General features: G+C 62.7%; 24 protein-coding genes, 1 other RNA gene and 1 pseudogene. 17 read left to right on the forward strand and 9 right to left on the reverse strand.

Annotated elements, in window-relative coordinates; all coding sequences use genetic code 11:
* Positions 1–5: 5 nt before the first annotated feature.
* The 3 genes and pseudogenes from BM116_RS19255 to BM116_RS08945 all read left to right on the forward strand — a co-directional run.
* Positions 6–686: pseudogene (locus BM116_RS19255) on the forward strand (PepSY-associated TM helix domain-containing protein); the annotation flags it as partial.
* 194 nt (positions 687–880) lie between these two features.
* Positions 881–1,588, forward strand: a complete 708-nt coding sequence (locus BM116_RS19260) for a PepSY-associated TM helix domain-containing protein (RefSeq protein WP_268874570.1) — start codon at positions 881–883, stop codon at positions 1,586–1,588.
* Positions 1,585–1,923: a DUF3325 family protein gene (locus BM116_RS08945; protein WP_083728415.1), complete on the forward strand. Its 339-nt coding sequence runs from the start codon at positions 1,585–1,587 to the stop codon at positions 1,921–1,923. The genes BM116_RS19260 and BM116_RS08945 overlap by 4 nt, the downstream gene beginning before the upstream one ends.
* A 4-nt stretch (positions 1,924–1,927) precedes the next feature.
* On the opposite strand, the gene BM116_RS08950 is transcribed toward BM116_RS08945, so the two are convergent.
* Positions 1,928–2,674, reverse strand: a complete 747-nt coding sequence (locus BM116_RS08950) for a DUF2059 domain-containing protein (RefSeq protein WP_169847303.1) — start codon at positions 2,672–2,674, stop codon at positions 1,928–1,930.
* Positions 2,675–2,864: 190 nt separating this feature from the next.
* Between BM116_RS08950 and BM116_RS08955 the strand changes: the two genes are divergently transcribed.
* Together BM116_RS08955 and BM116_RS08960 are read left to right on the forward strand one after the other, a co-directional pair.
* Positions 2,865–3,500 carry a 2OG-Fe(II) oxygenase gene (locus BM116_RS08955; RefSeq protein WP_083728413.1) on the forward strand — a complete coding sequence of 212 codons (636 nt, stop codon included), beginning with the start codon at positions 2,865–2,867 and terminating at the stop codon, positions 3,498–3,500.
* Between the two features lie 32 nt (positions 3,501–3,532).
* Positions 3,533–4,006, forward strand: a complete 474-nt coding sequence (locus BM116_RS08960; protein WP_083728412.1) for a 2-thiouracil desulfurase family protein — start codon at positions 3,533–3,535, stop codon at positions 4,004–4,006.
* Positions 4,007–4,253: 247 nt separating this feature from the next.
* Here BM116_RS08960 and serA read toward each other — a convergent pair whose 3' ends face one another.
* Positions 4,254–5,483: a phosphoglycerate dehydrogenase gene (serA, locus tag BM116_RS08965; RefSeq protein ID WP_083728411.1), complete on the reverse strand. Its 1,230-nt coding sequence runs from the start codon at positions 5,481–5,483 to the stop codon at positions 4,254–4,256.
* 176 nt (positions 5,484–5,659) lie between these two features.
* Between serA and BM116_RS08970 the strand changes: the two genes are divergently transcribed.
* Genes BM116_RS08970 through BM116_RS08980 form a run of 3 tightly spaced genes read left to right on the forward strand, consistent with a single transcriptional unit; the run spans position 5,660 to position 8,720 of the window.
* Positions 5,660–7,051 carry an FAD-binding oxidoreductase gene (locus tag BM116_RS08970; RefSeq protein ID WP_083728410.1) on the forward strand — a complete coding sequence of 464 codons (1,392 nt, stop codon included), beginning with the start codon at positions 5,660–5,662 and terminating at the stop codon, positions 7,049–7,051.
* A 54-nt stretch (positions 7,052–7,105) separates the two neighbouring features.
* A complete protein-coding gene (locus BM116_RS08975; RefSeq protein WP_083728409.1) occupies positions 7,106–7,774 on the forward strand; it encodes a fumarylacetoacetate hydrolase family protein in 669 nt (222 codons plus the stop codon).
* A 52-nt stretch (positions 7,775–7,826) separates the two neighbouring features.
* Entirely contained in the window at positions 7,827–8,720 is an 894-nt protein-coding gene (locus BM116_RS08980; protein ID WP_083728408.1) for an SdiA-regulated domain-containing protein, read from the forward strand.
* Between the two features lie 14 nt (positions 8,721–8,734).
* Here the strand turns inward: BM116_RS08980 and rpiA are convergent, their stop codons facing one another.
* A complete protein-coding gene (gene rpiA, locus BM116_RS08985) occupies positions 8,735–9,409 on the reverse strand; it encodes a ribose-5-phosphate isomerase RpiA (protein ID WP_083728407.1) in 675 nt (224 codons plus the stop codon).
* Positions 9,410–9,537: 128 nt separating this feature from the next.
* Here rpiA and ilvA point away from each other — a divergent pair, with 128 nt between their 5' ends.
* Positions 9,538–11,052, forward strand: coding sequence for a threonine ammonia-lyase, biosynthetic (ilvA, locus tag BM116_RS08990; protein WP_083728406.1), 1,515 nt, complete (start codon positions 9,538–9,540; stop codon positions 11,050–11,052).
* On the opposite strand, the gene BM116_RS08995 is transcribed toward ilvA, so the two are convergent.
* From BM116_RS08995 to BM116_RS09020, 6 genes are all read right to left on the reverse strand, one after another.
* The gene (locus BM116_RS08995) at positions 11,040–12,902 is read right to left on the reverse strand and encodes a diguanylate cyclase (RefSeq protein WP_083728405.1); all 1,863 of its coding nucleotides are present in this window, start codon (positions 12,900–12,902) and stop codon (positions 11,040–11,042) included. The genes ilvA and BM116_RS08995 overlap by 13 nt on opposite strands.
* 97 nt (positions 12,903–12,999) lie before the next feature.
* The gene (locus tag BM116_RS09000; RefSeq protein WP_083728404.1) at positions 13,000–13,455 is read right to left on the reverse strand and encodes an EVE domain-containing protein; all 456 of its coding nucleotides are present in this window, start codon (positions 13,453–13,455) and stop codon (positions 13,000–13,002) included.
* 262 nt (positions 13,456–13,717) lie between these two features.
* Complete coding sequence (locus BM116_RS09005) at positions 13,718–14,305, reverse strand: 5-formyltetrahydrofolate cyclo-ligase (protein ID WP_083728403.1); 588 nt, start codon at positions 14,303–14,305, stop codon at positions 13,718–13,720.
* A gap of 7 nt (positions 14,306–14,312) precedes the next feature.
* A non-coding RNA gene (ssrS, locus tag BM116_RS09010) (6S RNA) lies at positions 14,313–14,490 on the reverse strand.
* A gap of 72 nt (positions 14,491–14,562) precedes the next feature.
* Positions 14,563–14,865 carry a cell division protein ZapA gene (locus BM116_RS09015; RefSeq protein WP_083728402.1) on the reverse strand — a complete coding sequence of 101 codons (303 nt, stop codon included), beginning with the start codon at positions 14,863–14,865 and terminating at the stop codon, positions 14,563–14,565.
* Positions 14,862–15,071 carry a TIGR02449 family protein gene (locus BM116_RS09020; RefSeq protein ID WP_065335686.1) on the reverse strand — a complete coding sequence of 70 codons (210 nt, stop codon included), beginning with the start codon at positions 15,069–15,071 and terminating at the stop codon, positions 14,862–14,864. Before BM116_RS09020 ends, BM116_RS09015 begins: the two co-directional genes overlap by 4 nt.
* 246 nt (positions 15,072–15,317) lie before the next feature.
* On the opposite strand from BM116_RS09020, the gene BM116_RS09025 reads away from it, so the two are divergent.
* The 8 genes from BM116_RS09025 (at position 15,318) to gcvH (ending at position 24,347) form a co-directional block, all read left to right on the forward strand.
* Positions 15,318–15,890, forward strand: a complete 573-nt coding sequence (locus BM116_RS09025; protein WP_235846723.1) for a UPF0149 family protein — start codon at positions 15,318–15,320, stop codon at positions 15,888–15,890.
* Between the two features lie 11 nt (positions 15,891–15,901).
* Entirely contained in the window at positions 15,902–17,236 is a 1,335-nt protein-coding gene (gene pepP, locus BM116_RS09030; protein ID WP_083728401.1) for a Xaa-Pro aminopeptidase, read from the forward strand.
* Positions 17,233–18,429, forward strand: coding sequence for a 2-octaprenyl-6-methoxyphenyl hydroxylase (gene ubiH, locus BM116_RS09035; protein ID WP_090475120.1), 1,197 nt, complete (start codon positions 17,233–17,235; stop codon positions 18,427–18,429). The genes pepP and ubiH overlap by 4 nt, the downstream gene beginning before the upstream one ends.
* A 3-nt stretch (positions 18,430–18,432) precedes the next feature.
* On the forward strand, positions 18,433–19,659 hold the full coding sequence (locus tag BM116_RS09040; RefSeq protein ID WP_083728842.1) for an FAD-dependent monooxygenase: 1,227 nt from the start codon (positions 18,433–18,435) through the stop codon (positions 19,657–19,659).
* Between the two features lie 392 nt (positions 19,660–20,051).
* Positions 20,052–21,053, forward strand: coding sequence for an extracellular solute-binding protein (locus BM116_RS09045; RefSeq protein WP_083728844.1), 1,002 nt, complete (start codon positions 20,052–20,054; stop codon positions 21,051–21,053).
* Positions 21,054–21,132: 79 nt separating this feature from the next.
* On the forward strand, positions 21,133–22,776 hold the full coding sequence (locus BM116_RS09050; protein ID WP_083728846.1) for an ABC transporter permease: 1,644 nt from the start codon (positions 21,133–21,135) through the stop codon (positions 22,774–22,776).
* A gap of 75 nt (positions 22,777–22,851) precedes the next feature.
* Complete coding sequence (gcvT, locus tag BM116_RS09055; RefSeq protein ID WP_083728848.1) at positions 22,852–23,937, forward strand: glycine cleavage system aminomethyltransferase GcvT; 1,086 nt, start codon at positions 22,852–22,854, stop codon at positions 23,935–23,937.
* Between the two features lie 29 nt (positions 23,938–23,966).
* Positions 23,967–24,347 carry a glycine cleavage system protein GcvH gene (gene gcvH / locus BM116_RS09060; RefSeq protein ID WP_083728850.1) on the forward strand — a complete coding sequence of 127 codons (381 nt, stop codon included), beginning with the start codon at positions 23,967–23,969 and terminating at the stop codon, positions 24,345–24,347.
* The last annotated feature ends 74 nt before the right edge of the window (positions 24,348–24,421 follow it).

The following is a 24,421-nucleotide window of genomic DNA, read 5'->3' on the forward strand; positions in this document are numbered from 1 at the left end:
ACGGTATGGGCTTTCGCCAGAGCAATGCCTGGCTGCACACCTGGGTGGGGTTGCTGCTGGGGTGGCTGCTGTACGCGGTGTTTCTGACCGGCACCCTAAGCTTTTTTCAGGACGAAATCAGTTACTGGATGAAGCCGGAGCTGCACGCCGCGACGCCGGGGCCGCAGAGCACCGAGCTGGCGTTGCAGCAATTGCAGCAGCGCGCCGCTGATGCGCAGCTGTGGCAGATTGATCTGCCGGATGAGCGCGATCCGGAGCTTCAGGTACAGTGGTTTGCTCCGGGTGAGCGAATCGGTCGGGGCGGGGGAGAGCGTCTGACGCTGGACTCGGCCAGTGGTGAGCCTCTGCAGGTACGCGAAACCAGGGGCGGCGGCTTTCTCTATCGCTTTCACTTCGAGCTGTATGCCATGCCGCGCCAGACCGCGCGCTGGATCGTCGGCATCGCGACCTTTGTGATGCTGGTGGCCATTGTCAGCGGGGTGGTGACGCACAAGAAGATCTTCAAGGATTTTTTCACCTTCCGCCCGGCCAAGGGGCAGCGCTCCTGGCTGGACGCCCACAACGCCACCGCTGTGCTGGCGCTGCCTTTTCATTTCATGATCACCTACAGCGGCTTGCTGCTGCTGATGTTTATGCTGATGCCTTGGGGCGTGCAGAGTCAGTATCAGGGCAATATGCAGGCGTTCTTTAGTGAGCTGCGCAGTCGCGGCGAGGCGCCAACGACAGTCACTGCTGAACCGGCGCCCTTGACGGCGCTGGCGCCATTACTTGCAGATGCCAACGCGCGCTGGGAACGGGGCGTGGCGAGTATTCGCATTACCCAACCCAACCCAACACCACTGCGGCGCAAATTGAGCTGCGTGAGCAGGGCGGCGACAGCTTGCTGCAGCGCGGCGGCGCCGAGCGACTGCTGTTCGATGGCGTCAGCGGCGCTGCACTGGAGCAGCCGGCAGATAGCGCGCCGGCGGTGGCCAGTGCGGTTTATAACGTGTTTTCCAGTCTGCACCTGATCCGCTTTGCCGGCCCGCCGCTGCGCTGGCTGTTCTTTGTCAGCGGCCTGCTGGGCACGGCGATGATCGCTACCGGCCTGGTGCTGTGGGTGGTCAAGCGTCTGCCGCAGCGTATCAAGGCAGGGCATACACCACTGGGGCATCGCCTGGTTGAGGTGCTGAACGTTGGCACCATTGCCGGTTTGCCCTGCGCCATCGCGGCCTACTTTCTAGCCAATCGGCTGTTGCCGGCGCAAATGCCGGGGCGGCTGGACTGGGAGATCAATGCGTTCTTTCTGGTCTGGGCGCTGTGCCTGCTGCATCCGCTGCTGCGTACGTCGCGGCAAGCCTGGCTGGAGCAACTGGCGCTGGGCGCGGCATTGTTTGTCAGTTTGCCGCTGCTCGGCCTGCTGACGGCGCACAGTGGGCTCTTCAGTAGCCTGGGGCGCGCTGACTGGCTGTTGGCCGGCATGGACCTGACCCTGCTGGCAACCGCGACGGGGTTGGCGTTTGCTGCCTGGAAGCTGGCCCGACACAAGCCGCCCGTGCGCGTTGCCCGCCCGCGCCCGGCACCACGTCAGAAGGAGGTCGCGCTGTGATCCTGTTGATGCTGTTGCTGTGTCTGTTGGGCATGGCTTGTCTCTGCCTGGCGATGCCCAGGCATTTTGAGGCGGCATGTGGGGGCAAGCCGACCGCCGCTCAGGCGCGAGCGCTGCGGCTGCTCGGCTGGGGGTTGCTGCTGCTGGCGCTGTGGCCTGCTGTGCGTGCGGCGGGCCCGTCGGTGGGGCTTGCGCTGTGGGCTGCCGCGCTAACGCCCGCGGCTTTGCTCAGCTTGCTGCTGCTCTGTTACCGGCCGCGCTGGCTGGCGCCGTTACTGCTGCCGTTGCTGGTTTGGGCGCCCGCAGCGGGGCGCGGGCGCAAGCAAGTAGGCTGAGCTATCAGGGATTCAGCGCGTCGCGCGCCGCAGCGCTGCTGGCCCGGAAGAACGCCTGGCCGCTGTCGGTTTCGCTCCAGTCTGCGTAGGCATTGAGCTGCGCGTCGGTCAGGTCGCGATAAACGTAGGCCAGCGTCTGCGGCAGATTGGGTTCCATCTGCGCGCGAATGCTGCCGCGGCGCTGGTTGGCAAACCCCTCGGGGATGGTCAGCAGGCCGCCAAGCATGTCGTTGGCACTTTGCGTGGCCAGGCTGGCCAGCGCCAGAGAGACTTCTTCACCCATATCCAGTGCCGGCAGCTGCTGGCCAAGGCGCCGCAGCGTAGCCTCGCGCTCGGCGCTCAGGGCTATCGGCGGCAGCCCGTTCTGCATGCGACGCACCTCTGCCGGAGAGGTGGCGCGGGTTTCGGCGGCTACCACGGCTTCACCCAGCTCGGAACGGTAGAATTCGCGGGCGCCATTGAGTTGCTCATCTGACAGGTTGACCGCCAGACTCGCCATGGCGCGGGCGTGCATGCGGTCGGGTTCAAAGCGTTCGTTGCTTTTGCGTACCAGATTCTCGGCGACCGCTGCAGGCAGTTGCGCAGCATAGCGGCTGCGCGCTTTCTCCAGCGCCTGCTGAAAGTGGGCCTGGTGGGTTTCCATACCGGAGGCGCGGTACAGCTGGGATGTGTCGGCCAAGGCGCTCGTGGCAAGGCCGAGCAGGCCGGCGAAAAGCGCGCCGCAGGTGGCGCGTAGCAGTAGTCGGGTCATGATGTGCTCTGTTATTGAACGAGATTGTGATGCAGTCGCATGAAATATCTTGCCTGCGTTTTGTGTTGGGATAACAATGCGATGCTCGCTTCGTCGCTGCCCACACTGGCGGATGTTCATCCTCCGAGTGTGACTCAGCCCTCCGTATCAGCGGCGGACAGGCGTCCTTCCCCCTTTGAGTAATGTTGCTATGCCCGAGTTCCCTTTGGTGCCGGCCAGCCGCTTCGTGCGGATGGCTGATGAGTTGGCCGAGCGTGGCTGGTCGGTGCAGGAGCAACTGTTGCCTGAGCCTCTGGCGCAGGCGCTGGAGCGAGACTGTCGTGCCCTTTGGCAGCAGGATGACCTGACCCCGGCAGCGATCGGTCGCGGGGACGGCCAGTTGGTGATGCCCGGTATTCGCGGCGACTATACGCGCTGGCTGGACGACTGCCCACAGACGTCTGCCAGCCGCACGTATCTCGGCTTGATGGATGGCGTGCGCGAAACCCTCAATCGCAGCCTGTTTCTTGGTCTGGACACCTTTGAGACCCACTATGCCCTGTATCCGCCGGGGGCCGGCTATCAGCGCCATCTGGACCGCTTTCAGGACAACCCGCTGCGCACCATCTCGGTGGTAAGCTACCTGAACACGGCCTGGCAGCCGGGCGATGGCGGCGAGCTGCGTCTCTACCTGCCGGACGGCGAATTTGATGTGGCGCCACTCGCCGGCACTGTTGTGGTGTTTACCAGTGCCGACGTGGAGCACGAGGTGTTGGCATCGCGCTTTGAGCGCGCCAGCCTCACCGGCTGGTTCCGCCGTCGGCCGGATAATCCGCTGCTGCGTTGACTTGTGTTCGCGCAGCTTGGACAGGAGTGTGCGTGGAAAAGATTCTGGTCAGCGCCTGCCTGCTTGGGCGACGCGTGCGCTATGACGGCGGCGGTTTTGATCCGCTGCAGCAATTGTTGGCGTGGCAGGCGCAGGGCCGTCTGGTTGTCGTCTGCCCTGAAGTGGCGGGTGGGTTGTCAACGCCGCGCCCGCCGGCAGAAATTCCGGGCGGGCAGGGTGCCCTGGTACTGAACGGTGAACGTCCGGTGCGCACCGATCAGGGCGAGGACGTGACCCAGGCCTTTGTTCGCGGTGCCGAGCAGGCCGTGGCGCTGGTACGTCAGCATGGCATCCGCTACGCGCTGCTCAAGGCGCGCAGTCCGTCCTGTGGCAATGTCGAGAACTACGATGGCAGCTTTTCTGGCGTGCGGGTAAGCGGTGAAGGGGTTACCGCTGCTGCGTTGCGGCAGGTGGGGGTGCGGGTTTTCAATGAAGAGCAGGTCGCTGAGCTGGCGGCGTTGCTCTGAGCTGGCCGCAGTCCCGCGCAGAGGCTGTAAGGCATGGCGAAGGCAAGCTAGCAGCAGTGCAGGCATCAGAGGCGCGGACACGCCTTTGGCTTAGTCCGCCCGCGCCCTGCATCAGCAGAGCGGTTGATCGCGCTATCAGCCTTGGCTTTGGCAGCGAAACGCCCGGCGATAATCCTGCTATTACGCGAGAACAAAAAAGGGGCGCAACCTTGTGGGTGCGCCCCTTTTTGCGTTGCTGCGAGCTGTCTTAGAACAGTACGCGAACGCGGATAGTGCCTTTGACCTGCTGGATTTTCTCCAGAGCCAGGTCCGAGTACTCGGCGTCGACGTCGATGACGACGTAGCCGACTTTCTCGTTGGTCTGCAGGAACTGACCACAGATGTTGATGCCGTTGGCAGCGAACACCTGGTTGATCTCGCTCATGACGCCCGGCACGTTCTCGTGGATGTGCAGCAGGCGGTGCTTGCCCGGGTGCGACGGCAGCGCCACTTCCGGGAAGTTGACCGAGGTGATGGAGGTGCCGTTGTCGCTGTAACGTACCAGCTTCTCGGCGACTTCCAGACCGATGTTGGCCTGCGCTTCCATGGTTGAACCACCGATGTGCGGGGTCAGGATGCAGTTCTGGAACTCGCGCAGCGGGCTGATGAACTCTTCACCGTTGGCACGCGGCTCAACCGGGAATACGTCGATTGCCGCACCGCTCAGGTGCTTGTCGCCCAGTGCTGCGGCCAGCGCGTCGATATCGACGACGGTGCCGCGAGCGGCGTTGATCAGGATGCCGCCCTTTTTCATGGTGCGGATTTCCTTCTCGCCGATCATCCACTTGGTGGCAGCGGTTTCCGGCACGTGCAAGGTGACGATGTCAGCCTCGGCCAGCAGTTCTGCCAGCGAGCCTACCTGAGTGGCGTTACCCAGCGGCAGCTTGGTGACCACATCGTAGAACAGCACCTGCATGCCCAGGCTTTCAGCTAGCACGGACAGCTGGGTGCCGATGGAGCCGTAGCCAATGATGCCGAGCTTCTTGCCGCGGATTTCATAGGAGCCAGTTGCGCTCTTGCTCCAGCCACCTTCGTGACAGGCAGCGTTCTTTTCCGGAATACCGCGCAGCAGCAGGATCGCCTCGGCCAGCACCAGCTCGGCAACCGAGCGGGTGTTGGAGTAGGGGGCGTTGAATACGGCTACGCCACGACGCATGGCCGCGTCCAGGTCAACCTGGTTGGTGCCGATACAGAAGCAGCCAACCGCGACCAGTTTGTGCGCCTGCGCAAAGACCTCTTCGGTCAGTTGGGTGCGCGAGCGAATGCCGACGAAATGGGCGTCGGCAATGGACTCCTTCAGCTGCTCTTCAGGCAGCGAGCCGGTGTGGTACTCGATGTTGGTGTAACCGGCTGCCTTCAGTGTATCGACGGCGGTCTGGTGTACGCCCTCGAGCAGCAGGAACTTGATCTTGCTTTTGTCCAGCGAGGTGTTGGCCATGGTGTGAGTTACCCGGGTGCTGATATCGGAAAGTCCGAGGCAGGCCACTTTGGCTGCAGATGACAGAAGGGGCCTGTTTCGGAAGTCGCGTATGCTAGCATAATCTGCCTTTTTTGATGCCCGCAGACGCATGAAAAGTCTTCAGGTACTGCATTAATTCCCTTTGAGAGCGCACCATGACCCCTGATGCTGTGATTGAAACCCTCAAGACCCTGGTGGACGCGGACAAGGTCCGTGTGGATGCCGAGTCCCTCGATAACTGGGGCAAGGACTGGACCAAGCACTTTGCACCGGCACCGCTGGCGATTGTGTTCCCCAAGACCGTTGAGCAGGTGCAGGCAATCGTTCGCTTTGCCAATGAGCAGAAGCTGGCGCTGGTGCCCTCCGGTGGGCGTACCGGCCTGTCTGCCGCGGCGGTAGCGGCCAACGGCGAGATTGTGGTGTCGTTTGACTACATGAACCAGATCGGCGAGTTCAACGCCTTTGATCGCACTGTGGTGTGCCAGCCGGGTGTTGTGACCGCGCAGCTGCAGCAATTTGCTGAAGAAAAGGGCCTGTACTATCCGGTTGATTTTGCCTCTGCCGGTTCCAGCCAGATTGGTGGCAATATCGGCACCAATGCCGGCGGTATCAAGGTGATTCGCTACGGCATGACCCGTAACTGGGTCGCCGGTCTGAAAGTGGTTACCGGCACCGGCGAGCTGCTGGAGCTGAATCGTGACCTGATCAAGAACGCCACCGGCTACGATCTGCGTCAGCTGTTTATCGGCGCAGAAGGCACCCTGGGCTTCGTCGTTGAGGCGACCATGCGGCTGGAGCGCGCACCGAAGAATCTGACGGCGATGGTACTCGGCACGCCGGACTTTGATTCCATCATGCCGGTACTGCACGCCTTTCAGGGCAAGCTCGACCTGACCGCGTTCGAGTTCTTCTCTGACAAAGCCATGGCCAAAATCATGGGCCGTGGCGATGTGCCTGCGCCGTTCGAAACCGAATGCCCCTTCTACGCGCTGCTGGAGTTTGAAGCGGTCAGCGAAGATATCGCCAATGATGCGCTGGCTACCTTTGAGCACTGCGTCGAACAGGGCTGGGTGCTGGATGGCGTCATGAGCCAGAGCCAGCAGCAGCTGGAAAACCTGTGGAAGCTGCGCGAGTTTATCTCCGAGACCATCTCCCACTGGACGCCCTACAAAAATGATATCTCGGTGACCGTCGGCAAGGTGCCAGCCTTCCTGCACGACATCGACAGCATTGTCGGCGAGCATTATCCGGACTTCGAGATCGTCTGGTTCGGCCATATCGGCGACGGCAACCTGCACCTGAACATCCTCAAGCCCGAGAATCTGTCCAAGGACGAGTTCTTCGCCAAGTGCGCGACGGTCAACAAGTGGGTGTTCGAGATCGTCGAAAAATACAACGGCTCAATCTCTGCCGAGCACGGCGTGGGCATGACCAAGCGCGATTATCTGACCTACAGCCGCAGCCCGGCGGAAATCGCGGTGATGAAGTCGATCAAGGCAGTATTTGACCCCAACGGCATCATGAACCCCGGCAAGATATTTAACTGACAGCTGCAAGCAAAGGCAAAGGCAAAGGCAAAGGCAAAAGCGAGAGCAGGGCATATGACCTATCAGCATCAGTATGTAGACGGCAGTGTGATTGACCTACCGATGGGCAAGGTGGTGTGTGTCGGGCGCAACTACGCCGAGCACGCCCGCGAACTGAATAACCCGGTGCCGGCCGAGCCGCTGCTGTTTATCAAGCCGGCAACCTCTGTGGTGCCGATGACGCCGTCGATCGAGCTGGTGCAGGGCCGTGGTCCGGTGCATTACGAAACCGAGATCGCTCTGCTGGTCGGTGCGCCCTTGAGCGGCATGGTCAGTGAAGAAGAGGCAGAGGCGGCAATTATTGGTGTTGGTCTGGCGCTCGACCTGACCCTGCGTGAATTGCAGGATCAGTTGAAGAGCAAGAGCCATCCTTGGGAGCGCGCAAAGTGCTTTGACGGCGCCTGCCCGCTGTCGCCCTTTGTGCCGAAAGCCGAGGCGGGTGATCTGCATACCCTGGCCTTGCAACTGGATATCAACGGTGAGCGCCGCCAGTCCGGTACGGCGGCCGAGATGATTACGCCGATTTTGGCGCTGCTGCGGCATATCGCGACCCAATTTACGCTGCTGCCAGGGGATGTGGTCATTACCGGCACGCCGGCAGGCGTAGGTGTGCTCAACCCGGGCGATGCGCTGTGTCTGGCTATTCCTGGCCGGTTGCAGGTCGACACCCGTATCGCCGGGTGAACCGGCGGCGTTGGCGCTGGTCCGAGTGGGGCCGTTAACCTCTGGAGCGCCGATGAAAAAATTGCTGATTGCCCTTGTCCTGCTGCTGCTGGTGCTGGGCGGGGGCGTACTTCATTACCTGCATCTGGACGTGCTCTGGTGGCACAGTTGGCGAATGCAACAGGCGCCAGCGCACCACGACTCGCTGGCGCTGGACCGCTATCGGGTGGATATCCAGAGGCAGCCTATTGAAGGGCTGGACGATGATGTGTCGGCCCTGACCTTCAACCCGCAGACCGGTACTCTTTTTGCGGTGCTAAACGGCGAGCCGTTGCTGGTGGAGCTGTCGGTTGAAGGCCAACTGCTGCGCAAGGTGCGTATCAACGGCGTGCAGGATATGGAAGGCCTGACCTATGTGGCAGGTAACCGCTTTGTGATCGCCGAGGAGCGCACCCAGCGGTTGATCGAAATTGAAGTGGCCGATGACGCCGTAGAACTTGATGTGGCAGGGGCGCCCAGTCTGACCATTGGCCTTGACCTCAATGGCAACAAGGGCTTCGAGGGCTTGTCCTGGGATCAGCGGCTGCAGCGCTTGCTGGTGGTCAAAGAGCGCGACCCCTTGCGCGTACTGGCGGTGAGCGGCTTTATCGGTGCGTCGCCGGGTAGTCCGATCGCCGTCCGTATCGAGGAGCTGAAATCCCCTGACTCACCCTGGCTGTTCGTGCGCGACCTGTCCTCTTTGAGTCTGCACGATGAGACTGGGCACCTGCTGCTGCTCAGCGACGAGTCAAACATGCTGGTCGAATACGACGAAGACAGCCACCCGCGCAGCCTGCTGGGGTTGTGGCGTGGCATGCACGGCCTGGAGCACACGGTGCCGCAGGCCGAAGGCTTGGCGATGGACGAGCAGCAGCGACTGTATCTGGTCAGCGAGCCGAACCTGTTCTATCGCTTTGTGCCGGAGTAGGGCGGCGCAGCGATTCAGCTGCGCTCGATAGTGCGCACGCCCTGAGGGGTGCCAAGCAGCAGCACATCTGCCGGGCGGGCGGCGAACAGGCCGTTGCAGACCACGCCGACAATGGCGTTGAGGTCGGCTTCCAGTTGCTTGGGGTTAACGATCGACATGTTGTATACGTCGAGGATGACGTTACCGTTGTCCGTGATGCAGCCTTCGCGGTAGACCGGGTCGCCACCGAGTCTGACGATCTCGCGCGCGACGTGGCTGCGGGCCATCGGGATGACCTCGACCGGTAGCGGAAACTCGCCCAGCACCGGCACCAGTTTGCTTTCATCGGCGATACAGATGAAGGTTTTGGCAACCGCAGCGACGATTTTTTCGCGGGTCAGCGCAGCGCCACCACCCTTGATCAGTTCCAGGTTCTCGTTGCTTTCATCGGCGCCGTCTACGTAGAAGTCGAGTTGCGGTGCGCCGTTGAGGTCATAAACGGTGATGCCGTGGCTTTTCAGGCGCTCGGCGGTGGCTTCGGAGCTGGCGACGGCACCGTCGAAGGCCAGTTTGTGTTTGGCCAGTGCGTCGATAAAGCAGTTGGCGGTGGAGCCGGTACCGACGCCGACGATGCTGTCTGCATCCAGATGCGGCAACAGACGCTCAACGGCGGCCTGTCCTACCGCCTGTTTCATTTCGTCCTGGGTCATCTTGGCTCCTCATCGCGGGCTGTGCAAAAGCGCGATTATACGGTGCAGCACGGGGCGCGTGTAGTCGCGGGGGCTGTGATTCGCTAGACTTGCGCCTTTCCCATTTCCCCGATCAGTTGGCCTCTCCCATGCTGGAAACCTACGTCAAGAAGATCCTCTGCTCACCGGTTTACGATGTGGCGGTGGAAACCCCGGTGCACGCGGCGCCCTTTCTCTCCGAGCGACTGGGCAACACTGTCCTGCTCAAGCGCGAAGATCTGCAGCCGGTGTTCTCCTTCAAGATTCGCGGTGCCTATAACAAGCTGGCGCAGTTGACCGACGAGCAGCGCGCCTGCGGTGTGGTAGCGGCGTCTGCCGGCAACCATGCCCAGGGCCTGGCCTACGCGGCACGGCACATGGGCGTGAAGGCGACCATCGTGATGCCGCGTACCACGCCCGAGATCAAGGTCAAGGCGGTGCGTGCACGGGGCGGCAAGGTGGTATTGCACGGTGATGCCTTCGATGAAGCGCTGGCCTACTCGCAGAAGCTGGTCAAGGAAAAGGGCTACGTCTACATCCACCCCTACGATGATCCAGACACCATTGCCGGTCAGGGCACCGTGGCAATGGAGATTCTGCGCCAGGTGCAGGGGCCGCTGAACGCGATCTTTGTGCCGGTCGGCGGCGGCGGCCTGGTGGCGGGTATCGCCGCTTACGTCAAATACCTGCGTCCGGACATCAAGGTGATCGGCGTCGAGCCGCAAGACTCGGCTTGTCTGCACGCTGCCCTGGCCGCTGACGAGCGCGTTGTGCTCGGGCAGGTCGGGCTGTTTGCCGATGGCGTTGCGGTTGCCCAGATTGGTGAGCACACCTTTGAGGTGTGTCGTCAGTACGTTGATGAGGTCATCACCGTGACCACCGACGAGATGTGCGCGGCGATCAAGGATATCTACGACGATACCCGCTCGATCTGCGAGCCGGCAGGCTGTCTGGGTGTTGCCGGGATCAAGAAGTACGTCGAGCGTGAAGGCTGCAGCGGTCAGGTGCTGGTCGCCATCGACTCGGGCGCCAACATCAACTTTGACCGTTTGCGTCATGTCGCCGAGCGTGCCGAGATCGGCGAGAAGCGTGAAGCCCTGCTGGCGGTGACCATTCCGGAAAAGCCCGGCAGCTTCAAGCACTTCTGCGAAGCCATTGGCAAACGCGCTATCACCGAATTCAACTACCGCTACCACACCGGCAGCGAGGCGCACATCTTCGTGGGTGTGCAGACCCATCCCGAGCTTGATCCGCGCGACAAGCTGGTCAGTCAGCTGGCCGAAGATGGCTTCCCGGTGCTGGATTTGACCGACAATGAGCTGGCCAAGCTGCACATTCGTCATATGGTCGGTGGTCACGCCGAGCACGTAACCGATGAGCAGGTGTTCCGCTTCGAGTTTCCGGAGCGCCCAGGCGCGTTGTTCAACTTCCTCAACAAGCTGGGCGGGCGCTGGAATATTTCGATGTTCCACTACCGCAACCATGGCGCGGCTTATGGCCGCGTGGTCGCCGGCCTGCAGGTGCCGGAAAGCGAGCGTCACCTGCTCCCGGCGGCGCTCGATGGTATCGGCTACCAGTACTGGGATGAGACCGACAACCCGGCCTATCGACTTTACCTGGGCTGAGATTCTTCTGGCTTGCTGAGCTGCGAGCGGTTGCGCCCGCCGGACTTGGCCTGGTAAAGCGCCGTGTCGGCCTGATGGACCAGGTCGTGCGGGCTCCATTGCGGTTGCGGTATCAGGCTGGCCGCGCCAATGCTGACTGTCAGGCGTCCGTGCTCCACGGTAGTGTGCGGATGCCGGATATTCAGTTTGGCGATGGCGTTATGAATACGCTCGGCAACCTGCAGGCATTGACTGGCGCCCGCGCCCGGCAAAATGACGGCAAATTCCTCCCCGCCGTAGCGGCACACGCAATCTCCCTCGCGCATCAGGCAGCTGTTCAGCGCAGTGGCAACCTGCTGCAGCGCATCGTCCCCGGCCTGGTGTCCCAGCTCATCGTTAAAGTGCTTGAAGTGATCCACATCCAGCATCAGCAGCCCAAGCGGCGTCTGCTCGCGCCGCAGGCGTCGCCATTCGCTGATCAGGGTCTTGTCAAAGTAGCGCCGGTTGAACAGGCCGGTGAGTCCGTCCTGGTGCGAGAGCTGCTGCAGGCGTGCCGCCAGTTGCAGTTGCTCGCTGTTGTCGCGCCCCACGCAGATCAGGTAGTCGCGGCCCAGGCGGCGCAGGTGACGTACGCTGACTTCCAGCGGCCGGGTCTGGCCGTCGCGTCTTGTCACCCGTTTCTGGTAGATGGCATCGCCCTGGCTGTGAATCATGCTGCTCAGTTCTTTCAGCCACGTGATCGCGCCGGGCATGATGTCGTTGGGCGCGATGCGCAGAATCTCGCGCAGCTCCGCTTCGCTGTAGCCGAGACTTTGCCAGCAGGTACGGTTGAGATAGACGACCTCAAGCGGCTCCAGCCCCAGTATGAACAGGGCGTCGTGGCTGTGGTCGGTCATGTCGTGGATGAGCTTGAGCCGAGCCTGGTTGTGCTGCAGGGTTTCCTCAGTCTCCTGGCGGCGCTTTATCTCGGCCTGCAGTTGATGATTGCTGCGCGCCAATTGCTGGCTGCGCTGGGCGCCGCGCCCGGCCAGCATGAGTGAAATACACAGCAGCAGTGCGGCCAGCGCGCCGGAGATTACAACCATCAGTGGCAGCTGTGTGGTGGTACTGGCGAGTAGTTGATCGGTGGGGCGCATGACCAGTACAAAGTTGCTGTTGTCGGCCAGAGTGACCGGGCTGCTGACACTCCATGGAGCAGCCTGATCGTCGCTCTCGGCGCGGTACAGCGCCTTGCCGTTTTCCTCAAAGCGCAGGCTCCGATCTGCTGCCCGCAGCTCGCTGAGCAGATCGTTGATCAATACCTCGACGCGAAAGATGCCCAGCAAAAAGCCATCAAAGCGGCGCACATCGCCGCTGATGCGGTGCAGCGGTATGTAGTAGGCGAGCCCCAATCCGCCCTGCACCAGCTCAAAGGAGTTGCTCAGGCGTGGCTGGCCGCTGTCTCGTGCTGCCAGCAGAAATGGGTAGTTGGGGTGGGTCGGCTTGTAGGTCAGGCCAATGGCCGCCTCGTTGCCGCGAAGTGGCTCGATCCAGCGCATGCGAAAGCTGGCGTCCAGCCACTCGATGGCCTGAAGGTTGTCATCGTCGCGTAGCAGCTGTGCGGCGTTGGCGGTCCACAGGTCTCGGCTTTCGCGGTGTTGTGGCCAGCGTTCGGCTAGGCGCACCAGGGTGGCGGCCTGTTGCTCGAAGCGGGTTTGGATCTGATGGGCGAGGGCGTCGGCCTCCAGTTGCAGGCGCGCGCGGGCTTGCTCTTGCTCTGCGTTCAGCAGTGCTTGCCACAGCAGGTACAGGGCTAATGCCAGGATGCAGAACAGCGCAAGAACCAGTCGCGGAAACTGTTTGATTGGCGTGGGCATGGCATTAGCGGGCATGGCTGTTCTCTAAACGACAGAAGCTGGGCTATTCCGCGTGTTGTTGCCCAGCTTCGTTGTCATAGTGATAGCACAGTGCTTGCAGCCAGACCAGTGCCTAGCTGCGTGCAGCTGCCAGCATAATCTGCCACTGCTCTGGTTCTACAGGCATGACCGACAGGCGGCTGCCGCGCTGCAGCAAGGCCAGCCCCTCCAGGCCGGCCAGCGCGCGTAGCTGGTCGAGGCTGAACAGACGCGGGAACTTTTCTTCAAAGGCGACGTCCACCGCGACCCACGGAAGGCGATCCTCGCTGGCCCGGGCGTCGTGATACGGATTGTTCGGATCCAGCGCTGTGCGGTCGGGGTAGGGGGCGCTGGTAATACGGCCGATTCCGGCCAGCCCCGGCGGTTGGCAGCTGGAGTGGTAGAACAGAAAGCTGTCGCCGGGCTGCATGTCGCGCATGAAATTGCGCGCCTGATAGTTGCGGACCCCATCCCAGACGCCCTGCTGCAGGCGCTGCAGGTCGTCGATCGAGAAGGCGTCGGGTTCGGACTTGAGCAGCCAGTAGGCCATGATATGTTCCCTGTTTGTTGACAGATTTGTGACAAGGGTGTAGGTAAACGTTCGATACGCAGCGACAATTAGTCTCATTCGGGGGGCGCTGCGTAATTCATATTATTAGATTGCCGTAATCGTCAGGAGGCAACGCGTGCGACGCAAACCAGATTTGCTGTGGGTATTGGTTATCGTATTCGGGTTGGGGGTGGTGACCACGGGGTATACCCAGAGTTACCTTGACCGCAGCGCTGAGACACAAATGCAGCGCGCGCCCTGATCAGGGGCGGCGGTCGGTGACAACGGCGTCGAGCGGGATATCCCAGCTCGCGCCATCCAGATGTTCAACTTGTTGACAGTGGTGCGCCAGCCCCAGCAAGCGCGGCCTGCGCGTGTGGGTGCGCCAGCGTCGCCAGGCAAAGGCCCGGTCGTAGAAGCCGCCACCCATGCCCAGGCGGTTGCCCGCCGCATCAAACCCCACGAGTGGTAATAACACCAGATCAAGACGCCAGGCTTTCACCTGCAGGGTTCGCTGCGCCCGTGGCTCGCGTATGCCAAAGCGATTGTGCTGCCAGAGCTGGCCTGTGATCAGGCGCTGAAAACGCATGGCTGTGCTGGGCCAGCGGCTGAGTACCGGCAGGTAGCAGTGCTTGCCCAGGCGCCGGGCGTGCTGCATCAGTGGTGCGGGGTCGATCTCGCCATCGTTGGCCAGGTAAAAGGCGATATGCCGGGCGCGTATGAACCGCAGGTCCTGGGCCATGGCGCGCTGCAGACGGCGTGCGGCGGCGCGTTGCTGGGCGCGGCTGAGCGCGCGGCGGCGTTGGCGCAGTTGACGTCGTAATTGGGCGCGTGAAACAGGCTGGTTCATGCTGAAAGGAGTCCCCAGAGTGCCGCTGCCGGGTTAGCCCTTGAACCCGAAAGTTCAAGGCGGAGAATACGGCGATACCTCAGGCTTTCCGTCATGCGGACATGCACACTGGCACCGCGCGTAGTCCCCTGGTACAGGAGTATCGGCTCAGGGACATCTCCGGCTGGCCAACACCCCAGGGACGGGAGTAACTATACAGAAGTTTGTCGCCGACTTCGATGGTTGTTTGCTCGTGCCGCGTGCGCGCAGGGCAGCAGTTAGCTCTGGTGGCCTTCCAACGCCTGGTCCAGGCGTTTGACCAGCTCGCTGATCTGGGCCTGCTGGGCGCTAAGGTCTGCGGTTTGCTGATGGCTGCCGGTGAGCATGTCGTGGCTGATATTCAGCGCGGCCATGACGGCAATACGCTCGACACCGACCACCTTGCCGCTGTTGCGGATGTCGCGCATGGTGGTGTCCAGATGGCGTGCAGCCTGCTCCAGATTGGAGCGCTCTTCCGGCGGGCAGCTGACGCGGTATTCCTTGTCGAGGATGTGCAGGGTGACGGTCAGGGGTTGGCTCATGAGTCGTGCTCCAGGGATTTGAGTCGCAGAATCATGGCTTCGACCTTCTGACGGGCCAAATCGTTCTTTTCAATTAACTGCAGTCGTTCATCGCGCCACAAACGCTCCTGCGCCTGCAGGTGCTGATTCTGCAGTTTCAGCTGGTCGCACAGATCAATCAGCTGGCTGATGCGCTGGGTCAGTGCCTGGATATCCAAATCGTCCATTGCCGCCATTCTGTCTTCCCGGGGGGTTGAGCCACTATAGAGGCGCCCTGCAGGGTGGTCAAACCCGCAGCCGGTGGCTGCCTGGGGCGGCTGGCCGGCGCTGCATCAGCGGCCCGGGCGGTAGATTTAAACCGCTGCGCACAGGCACAATAGCCCCATTGGGTTCACCCGCTGCAATGCGGTGCCGGCGACAGCATACCTGTATCCGCGCCGCTCGGCAGCGACTGTTTTTTGTGGGAGCACCGCATGGCCTTGATGCACGCTGTATTTGACTACGACCGTTACGCGCAGATCTGCAGTGATCTGGCTGCCGTGGGCCGTCCGCCTGAACTGCACGGCCACCTGGTTGGCCGCCTGAGCGCCGGTTCGCGCCTGGATCACACCACCTGGCTGAATGTTGCCCAGGAGTTGCTGGACGGGCGCGGCAGTCTGTCCGAGGCCGGCAAGGTTGCGCTGATCCAGCTCTACGACGCCAGTCTTGCCGAGCTGGCCGGCAGCGGCTTCAGCCTGACCTTGTTGCTGCCTGACGATGACGCCGGTATCGACCTGCGCACCGCCGCGCTGGGGCAGTGGTGCGACGGCTTTCTGGCCGGCTTTGGCCTGGTCGAGCGCAGCGCCGAGCTGAGCGAGGAGGCCGATGGCGTGCTGCGTGATTTTGCCGCCATTGCCCAGGTGCAGTCCGATCTGGATGACTCCGAAGGTAACGAGGTCGACTTCATGGAGGTCATGGAATACGTGCGCATGGCCACACTGATGGTGTTCAGCGAATGTCAGAGCAATGATAAGCAACAGGACGCCCCGCCCGCCGCACTGCATTGATTGAGGTGAAGATGCGAATCAGCAAGCAGGAATATGCCCGCCGCCGCAAGGCGCTGATGAACCAGATGGAAGCCAACAGCATTGCCGTGCTGCCGGCGGCCCAGGTGTTTATCCGTAACCGTGATGTCGAGCACAACTACCGCCAGGACAGCGATTTTCAGTATCTTACCGGCTTCCCCGAGCCTGAGGCCGTGGCTGTTCTGATTCCCGGCCGCGAGCACGGCGAATATGTGCTGTTCTGCCGCGAGAAGGACAAGGAGCGCGAGCTGTGGGATGGCTATCGTGCCGGGCAAGAGGGTGCGGTCGTCGAGTACGGCGCCAATGACGCGTTCCCCATCAGTGATATCGACGACATTCTGCCCGGGCTGATTGAGGGTCGCGAGCGCGTCTATTACGCCATGGGTGCCAACGCCGAGTTTGATCGCCGGCTGACCAACTGGATCAACCTGATTCGCAGCAAGGCGCGCCTGGGCGCGCAGCCGCCGAAGGAGTTTGTCGCGCTGGATCACCTGCTGCACGACATGCGTCTGTACAAGAGCGCCGGTGAGCAGAAGGTCATGCAGGCTGCGGCCGATATCTCTGCCGAGGCCCATGTGCGGGCCATGCAGTTCTGCCGTCCCGGTTGCTACGAGTACCAGCTCGAAGCCGAGCTGCAGCACTGCTTCATGCACCACGGCAGCCGCTCACCGGCCTATTCCTCCATTGTTGCCGCCGGCAAGAACGCCTGCATCCTGCATTACACCGAGAACACCGCGCAGGTACGCGATGGCGATCTGGTGCTGATTGATGCCGGCTGCGAGCTGGACTGCTACGCCAGCGACATTACCCGTACTTTCCCGGCCAACGGCAAGTTCAGCCCCGAGCAACGCGCCATTTACGACATCGTGCTGGCGGCGCAGGAGGCGGCCATGGCGGTGATCGGGCCTGAGCACAGCTGGAACGAATCTCACGACGCCAGTGTGCGCGCTATCACCGCTGGGCTGGTCGAGCTGGGCCTGCTGCAAGGCGATGTTGACGCCTTGATCGCCGGTGAGGCCTATCGTCGCTTCTACATGCACCGCCTCGGCCACTGGCTGGGTATGGACGTGCACGACGTGGGTGAATACCGCGTTGGTGGCGTCTGGCGCCAGCTGGAGCCGGGCATGGTGATGACCGTGGAACCCGGCATCTACATCTCGCCAGATGATGACAGCGTGCCGCGCAAGTGGCGCGGTATCGGCGTGCGGATCGAAGACGATGTAGTGGTGACCAAAACCGGCTACGAGGTGCTGACGGCCAAGGTGCCCAAGGACCCCGACGAGATTGAGGCGCTGATGGCCGCTGCACGTCAGGCTGAGCCTGCGTGAGCCGCCGCATCAGCATTGTTGGTGGCGGCATGGTCGGCGCCAGCCTGGCGCTGGCGTTGCAGCCACAGGCCAGACAGCGCGGCTGGCGCATCGAGTTGATCGAAGCGCAGCCGCCGGCCAGTGGTGCACTGCAACCGAGTTTTGATGCGCGCTCCACGGCGCTGTCCCACGGCAGTCGGCTGTTGTTCGAACGGTTGGGCGTGTGGGCGGGCGTGCAGGCCGAGGCGGCGCCCGAGCCGATCCGGCAGATTCATGTATCTGACCGCGGTCATCCGGGTGTTACCCGTCTGCATGCCGAGCAGGAGCGGGTGCCGGCGCTCGGCTATGTTGTCGAAAACGCACAGCTGGGCCGAGCGCTGCTGGGCGCGCTGGACGAGCGGGTGGTGCAGTGGCAGGCGCCGGCGCGGGTTGTGCGCGCCGAGCCGGCCCGTACTGGCTGGTTGCTGCAGGTCGAGCAGGACGGGCAGTTGCACGAGCAAGCGACTGATCTGCTGGTGCTGGCCGATGGTGGCCGCTCGGGGCTGCTGGAGCAGTTGGGCATCCACCGCCAGGTGCGCCCTTACGGGCAGACCGCCATTATCGCCAATATCACCAGCAGCCAAGGGCATGCGGGTGTGGCCTATGAGCGCTTCACCGAGAGCGGCCCGTTGGCGCTGCTGCCGATGTCCGCCGGGCGCAGTGCGCTGGTGTGGACCCAGCCCGAGGCGCAGGCTGAGGATGTGATGGCGCTGTCTGACGCAGCCTTTTTGCACGCGCTGCAGGACGCGTTTGGCTTTCGCATGGGTGCGCTCAAGCGCGTCGGTGCACGTCACAGTTATCCGCTCAGTCTGATCGAGGCCGAAGAGCAGGTGCGCACCGGGCTGGTGGTGCTGGGTAATGCAGCGCACAGCCTGCATCCGATTGCCGGCCAGGGATTCAACCTCAGCCTGCGCGATGTCATGGCGCTGGCCGATACGCTGTCCGGCGCCGCGTCCGATCAGTCACCGGGTGAGTTGGCGCTGCTCAATGGCTATCTGCAGCGCCAGCGCCAGGATCAGCAACAGACCATTGCTTTCAGTGACGGTCTGACGCGCCTGTTCAGCAATCGCAGGCCGGTGCTGGCGGCCGGGCGCAACCTCGGGTTGCTGGGGATGGATATCGTCGCGCCGCTGAAGTCGGTCTTCGCCCGGCAGGCAATGGGACTCAAGGGATAGGGCATGCAAAGCGGACAATTTGATCTGATCGTCGTCGGGGCCGGTATGGTCGGCTCGGTACTGGCCTGTGCGCTGGTGGGCAAGGGGCTGCGTCTGGCACTGCTGGACGCCCAGCCGCTCGCGGCGCTACCCGAACCGCGCAGCGCCTCGGGCTACGACCCGCGTGTCAGTGCGCTGAGTGCGGCCTCCGAGCAGATCCTGCGCGCTGTCGGCGCCTGGCAGCGGATTCCGGCGGAGCGTCTTTGCGCCTACCGGCACATGTGTGTCTGGGATGCAGAGGGCACTGGTGAGGTGCGCTTTGATGCTGACGCGCTGAGCGAGCCGCGCCTCGGGCATATTGTCGAGAACTGGCAGGTGCAGAACGCACTGCTGGCTCGCCTGCAGGAGACCGATGTGAGCTTGCTGGGCGAAAGCCGGGTGCAAGGCCTGGTGCGCGAAGACGAGGGCTGGCGGCTGAACCTGGACGATGGCCGGCAGCTGCGCGCGCCGCTGGTGCTGGGCGCAGATGGCGCACGCTCCCGGCTGCGTGATCTGGCCGGTTTTGCCATGCGCGAGTGGGACTATCTGCACCACGCGGTAGTGACCACGATCGAGCTGGACCAGCCCCATCAGGACACCGCCTGGCAGCGCTTTTTGCCGAGCGGGCCACTGGCCTATCTGCCGTTGCCGCCGCGCGACGGCCGGCATTTCTGCTCGATTGTCTGGTCGCTGTTGCCGGACGCTGCCGAGCGCGTCATGGCGCTGAATGATCAGGCCTTCTGTCTGGCTCTGACCGAGGCGTTGGAAGGCCGTCTTGGCGCGGTAAAAGCCGCTGATCCGCGGGTCTGCATTCCGCTGCGCCAGCGCCATGCCAAACGCTACGTCATGCCGGGGCTGGCGCTGCTGGGGGACGCCGCGCACAGTATTCATCCGCTGGCAGGGCAGGGGGTTAATCTCGGCTTTCTTGACGCTGCCCAACTGGCTGATGTGCTGCTGGCTGCCCGCGAGCGCGGAGAGGCTATTGCCGATCTGGCGGTACTGGAGCGTTACGAGCGCGCGCGCATGGGCAACAACCTGGCGGTGATGGCGGCTATGGAGGGCTTTGAGCGGCTGTTTCACGCCGATGCGTTGCCGCTGCGCTGGCTGCGCAACGCTGGCATGCAGCTGTTTGACCGTGCGCCGCTGCTCAAGGCGCGGGTCATGCGTCAGGCAATGGGGCTGGATGGCGAGTTGCCAAGCCTGGCGCGCTAGGGTCTGTTGCCATTTCGTTCACCCGCCTGCCGGAGGCCATTTTTCGGCCACGCAAGGCGGAGGGAGTGCAGTGTGGTTAGTCCACATGAGCGACCGACAACGCAGCATGGCCGAAAAATGACCCCGGCCCTGCGGGTGGGGCAGCCGAGGTTGCGCCTGTAAAGCCGCCACTCGGCGTCGCTCGTCGCTTACGTGGAATGACCACGCTACGCTTCTTGCTCCTTGATTGGCGGCTTTACAGGCTGCAACAGGCGGGTGAACGAAACGGCACCAGACCCTAAGGCCCCTAGCCTTTGGCAACATCTGGCGACGTAATGAGGCGCAACGCCGCATTGCCAGTTAAAACAGGAATTATTATCATCCGCCATCCACACGCAACGGAGCGACCTTTCATGTCTGTGATCCGCAAGCTCGCCGCCCTCGGGCTGGCCGTCAGCACTCTGGGTGGCGTCGCCCAGGCCGAAGAACTGGTAGTGTACTCGGCCCGTCAGGACCACCTGATCAAGCCGGTATTCGATCTCTATACCGAGAAGACCGGTACCACCTTCAAATACATCACCGACAGTGAAGCGCCGCTGCTGGCTCGCCTGAAGGCCGAAGGTGCCAATACCCCGGCTGACCTGCTGATCACCGTGGACGCCGGTAACCTGTGGCAGGCCGAGCAGCAGGGCGTTCTGCGCGCGGTCGACTCCGAGACCATCAGCGCCAACATCCCGGCCAAGTACCGCTCCGCCGAGGGTCAGTGGACCGGCCTGTCGCTGCGTGCACGGACCATCGCCTACTCCACCGAACGGGTCGATCCGGCCGAGCTGAGCACCTACGAGGCGCTGGCGGATGAAGCCTGGGCTGGCCGTCTGTGTCTGCGTACCTCGCGCAAGGTGTACAACCAGTCGCTGACCGCGACCATGATGGAAAGCATCGGCGTTGAGCGCACCACCGAGGTCCTGCAGGGCTGGGTCAACAACCTGGCGACGCCGGCCTTTGGTGATGACACCGCGCTGCTCAATGCTATTGCTGCCGGCCAGTGTGACGTTGGGATCGTCAACAGCTACTACTTCGGTCGTCTGGAAAAGGCTGACCCGTCCTTCCCGGTCAAGCTGTTCTGGCCGAACCAGGAAGACCGTGGTGTGCACGTCAATATCTCCGGTGCCGGTGTCACTGCTCACGCCAAGCACGCGGATGAGGCTGTTGCCTTCCTCGAGTGGCTGACCACCGAAGAAGCGCAGCGTGTGTTCGCCGACGTTAACCAGGAATTCCCAGCCAACGAGTCGGTCGCCCCGTCTGAAGAAGTGGCCTCCTGGGGTGACTTCAAGCGTGACGACGTCAATGTCGAAGTGGCTGGTCGCCGTCAGGCAGAAGCCATCATGCTGATGGATCGTGTCGGCTGGCACTGATCCTGCGCGGTTTTGCCGATATACTGCACGCCCAGCTCTGCTGGGCGTTGTTGTTTTTCTGACTTGTGCAGGAGTTCCGGTGCCGTCTTCTTCCGTTGTTTCCAAGCCCCAGTGGCGCGTTGTTGCCTACGCCGGCGCCGTGCTGGTGTTGCTGCCGCTGCTGGTGTTGGCGCTGAGCTGGAACTCGCTGGACGGCACCATCTGGAATCATCTGCTGGAAACCCAGATGGCGCGCCTGCTGGGCAATACGCTGGTGCTGGCCGTTGGCGTGATCGTCGGGGTAGTGCTGCTGGGTGTCAGTCTGGCCTGGCTGACCAGTCTGTGTAACTTCCCTGGCCGGCGCTGGCTGGACTGGGCCTTGATGCTGCCCTTTGCGGTGCCAGCCTATGTGCTGGCCTTTGTCATGATCGGCATTCTGGACTTTGCCGGGCCGCTGCAAACCACCTTGCGCGGCTGGCTGGGCAACGACTTTCGCATGGTCTCGATCCGTTCCACCGGCGGTGTGATTTTTGTGCTGGTGCTGGTGTTCTATCCCTACGTCTACATGCTCGCTCGGGGCGCCTTTCTGGCGCAGGGGCGCGGCTTGATGGAAGCGGCGCGGATTTTAGGCCACAGCCCCTGGCAGGCCTTTTGGCGGGTGGCCTTGCCGATGGCGCGGCCGGCGATCGGCGCCGGCGCGGCGCTGGCCGTGATGGAAACCCTGGCTGATTTTGGCGCGGTGTCGGTGTTCAACTACGACACCTTTACCACTGCGATCTATAAAACCTGGTACGGCTTCTACAGCCTGCAGACGGCAACCCAGCTGGCCAGCCTGCTGCTGCTGTTTGTGCTGCTGGCGCTGTATGCCGAGCGGCGAGCGCAGGGCAGCAAGCGTTTTCCGGGTAGCGACAAGCCGCGTCAGGGGCCGCTGTTTCAGCTGCGCGGCGTGCGCGCCTGGCTCGCCACGGGGTATTGCCTGCTGATACTGGCGGTCGCGTTTGTGATTCCGCTTGTTCAGCTGTTTTACTGGTTGTTCACCAGCGGCAGTGACTTTGACGAGCGCTACTGGTCGCTGATCCGCAATACCCTGACCCTTGGCGGCATCGCCGCTGTAACCACGGTGGTGGTGGCGATGCTGCTGGTGCTGGCCCGGCGTCTGCAGCCCATGCGCCGGGTGCGTTCGGCGGTAGCGCTGGCCAACCTGGGTTATGCCTTGCCCGGCTCGGTACTGGCGGTGGGCATCATGTTTGCGTTCAGCGTGGCGGATAACCAGCTGGTGGTGCCGCTGCAGGCCTGGCTGGGCGTCGATTCGCCGGCCCCGCTGTTGCTGGGTAGCCTGTTTGCCCTGTTGCTGGCCTATCTGATTCGCTTTATGGCGGTGGCCAGCGGGCCGCTGGATACCGCGCTGGCGCGTATCCGGCCGGCGCTGCCTGAGGCGGCGCACAGCCTTGGGCACACCGGTGCCAGTGTCTTCTGGCGCGTCTATTTGCCGCTGCTGATGCCGGGGCTGCTGAGCGCCGGACTGCTGGTGTTTGTTGACGTGCTGAAGGAAATGCCGGCGACCCTGCTGATGCGGCCCTTTGGCTGGGACACCCTGGCCGTGCGTATCCACAGCCTGACCGCTGAAGGCAACTGGCCCGAGGCGGCGCTGCCGGCCATTACCCTGGTTGCAACCGGCCTGCTGCCGGTGATTGTGTTGATCCGCCGTTCGGCCCAGCCGGTCAGTCGGCGCCGGACGCACTGATCGGCGGGCTGCACAGCGACCGGGTTTGCGGCTACAATTCGCCCTTTGCAACCCCCCGAACCGAAGGATGGCGCAATGGCACTGCGGACTCCCCTGTACGACCAGCACCTGGCTGCTGGCGCCAAGATGGTCGATTTTGGCGGCTGGGATATGCCAATCAACTATGGCTCCCAGCTGGAAGAACACCATCAGGTACGTCGCGCCGTCGGCATGTTTGATGTGTCGCACATGACCGTGGTCGATGTGAATGGCAGCGAAGCGCAGGCCTACCTGCAGTATTTGCTGGCCAACGACGTGGCGCGTCTGAAAACGCCGGGCAAGGCGCTGTACAGCGGCATGCTGAACGAGCAGGGTGGCGTTATCGACGACCTGATTGTCTACCTGGCCGGTGATGGCTACCGCGTGGTAGTCAATGCCGCGACCCGCGAAAAAGACCTGGCCTGGATGAGCAAACAGGCCGACACCTTTGCCGTGAACCTGACCGAGCGCAGTGAGCTGGCGATGATCGCGGTGCAGGGCCCGCAGGCGCTGGAACTGGTCAAATCCGTTGTCAGCGATGATCGCGCCGCACTGATCAGCGACCTCAAGCCCTTCCAGGGTTTGCCGTCTGGCGACTGGTTTATCGGTCGTACCGGTTACACCGGTGAGGACGGTCTGGAGATCATGCTGCCGGCTGAGCAATCCGCCGATTTCTGGCAGGCGCTGCTGGGCGCGGGCTGCAAACCTTGCGGTCTGGGTGCGCGTGACACCCTGCGTCTGGAAGCCGGCATGAATCTGTACGGCTCCGACATGGACGAAAGCATTTCTCCGCTGGCGGCCAACATGGCCTGGACCATCGCCTGGGAGCCGGCCGAGCGCGACTTTATCGGTCGTCAGGCGCTGGAAGCCCAGAAAGCCGCCGGCGATCAGCCCAAGCTGGTGGGCCTGGTGCTGGAAGAGCGCGCCGTGCTGCGCGGCCACCAGAAAGTCATCGTCGACGGCGTCGGCGAAGGCGAAATCACCAGCGGTACCTTCTCCCCGACTCTGGGTTACTCCATCGCACTGGCCCGTGTGCCCCGTGCGACCGGCAGCAGCGCCAAGGTCGAGATTCGCGGCAAGCTGCTGGACGTACGCGTGGTCAAGCCCAGCTTCGTGCGTAACGGCCAGTCGGTCATCGAATAAGCATTGATTCAACTCCCGAGGATATTTCCATGAGCAACATTCCCGCCGAACTGCGTTATGCCTCCAGCCACGAGTGGACCCGTCTGGAAGCCGATGGCACCGTGACTGTTGGTATCACCGATCACGCGCAGGACCTGCTGGGCGACGTCGTGTTTGTCGAGTGCCCCGAGGTAGGTCGTGAAGTCGCTGCCGGTGAAGAGTGCGCAGTCGTTGAGTCGGTCAAGGCCGCCTCCGACATCTACGCGCCGATCAGCGGCGAGATCATTGCCGTCAACGACGCACTGGCTGACTCCCCCGAGCTGGTCAACAGCGCACCGTACGGTGAGGCCTGGTTCTTCAAGATCAAGCCGAGTGACGCTGCCGAACTGGACAAGCTGATGGACGCCGCAGCCTACGGCGCCTCCATCTGACCGGTTTTTTTGCTGTAGTGCTGAAGCCCTGATTCGCGTCGGGGCTTTTTGCTTTCACACTTTGCACAGGTACA

Source organism: Halopseudomonas pachastrellae, assembly GCF_900114765.1.
Lineage (GTDB): Bacteria > Pseudomonadota > Gammaproteobacteria > Pseudomonadales > Pseudomonadaceae > Halopseudomonas > Halopseudomonas pachastrellae.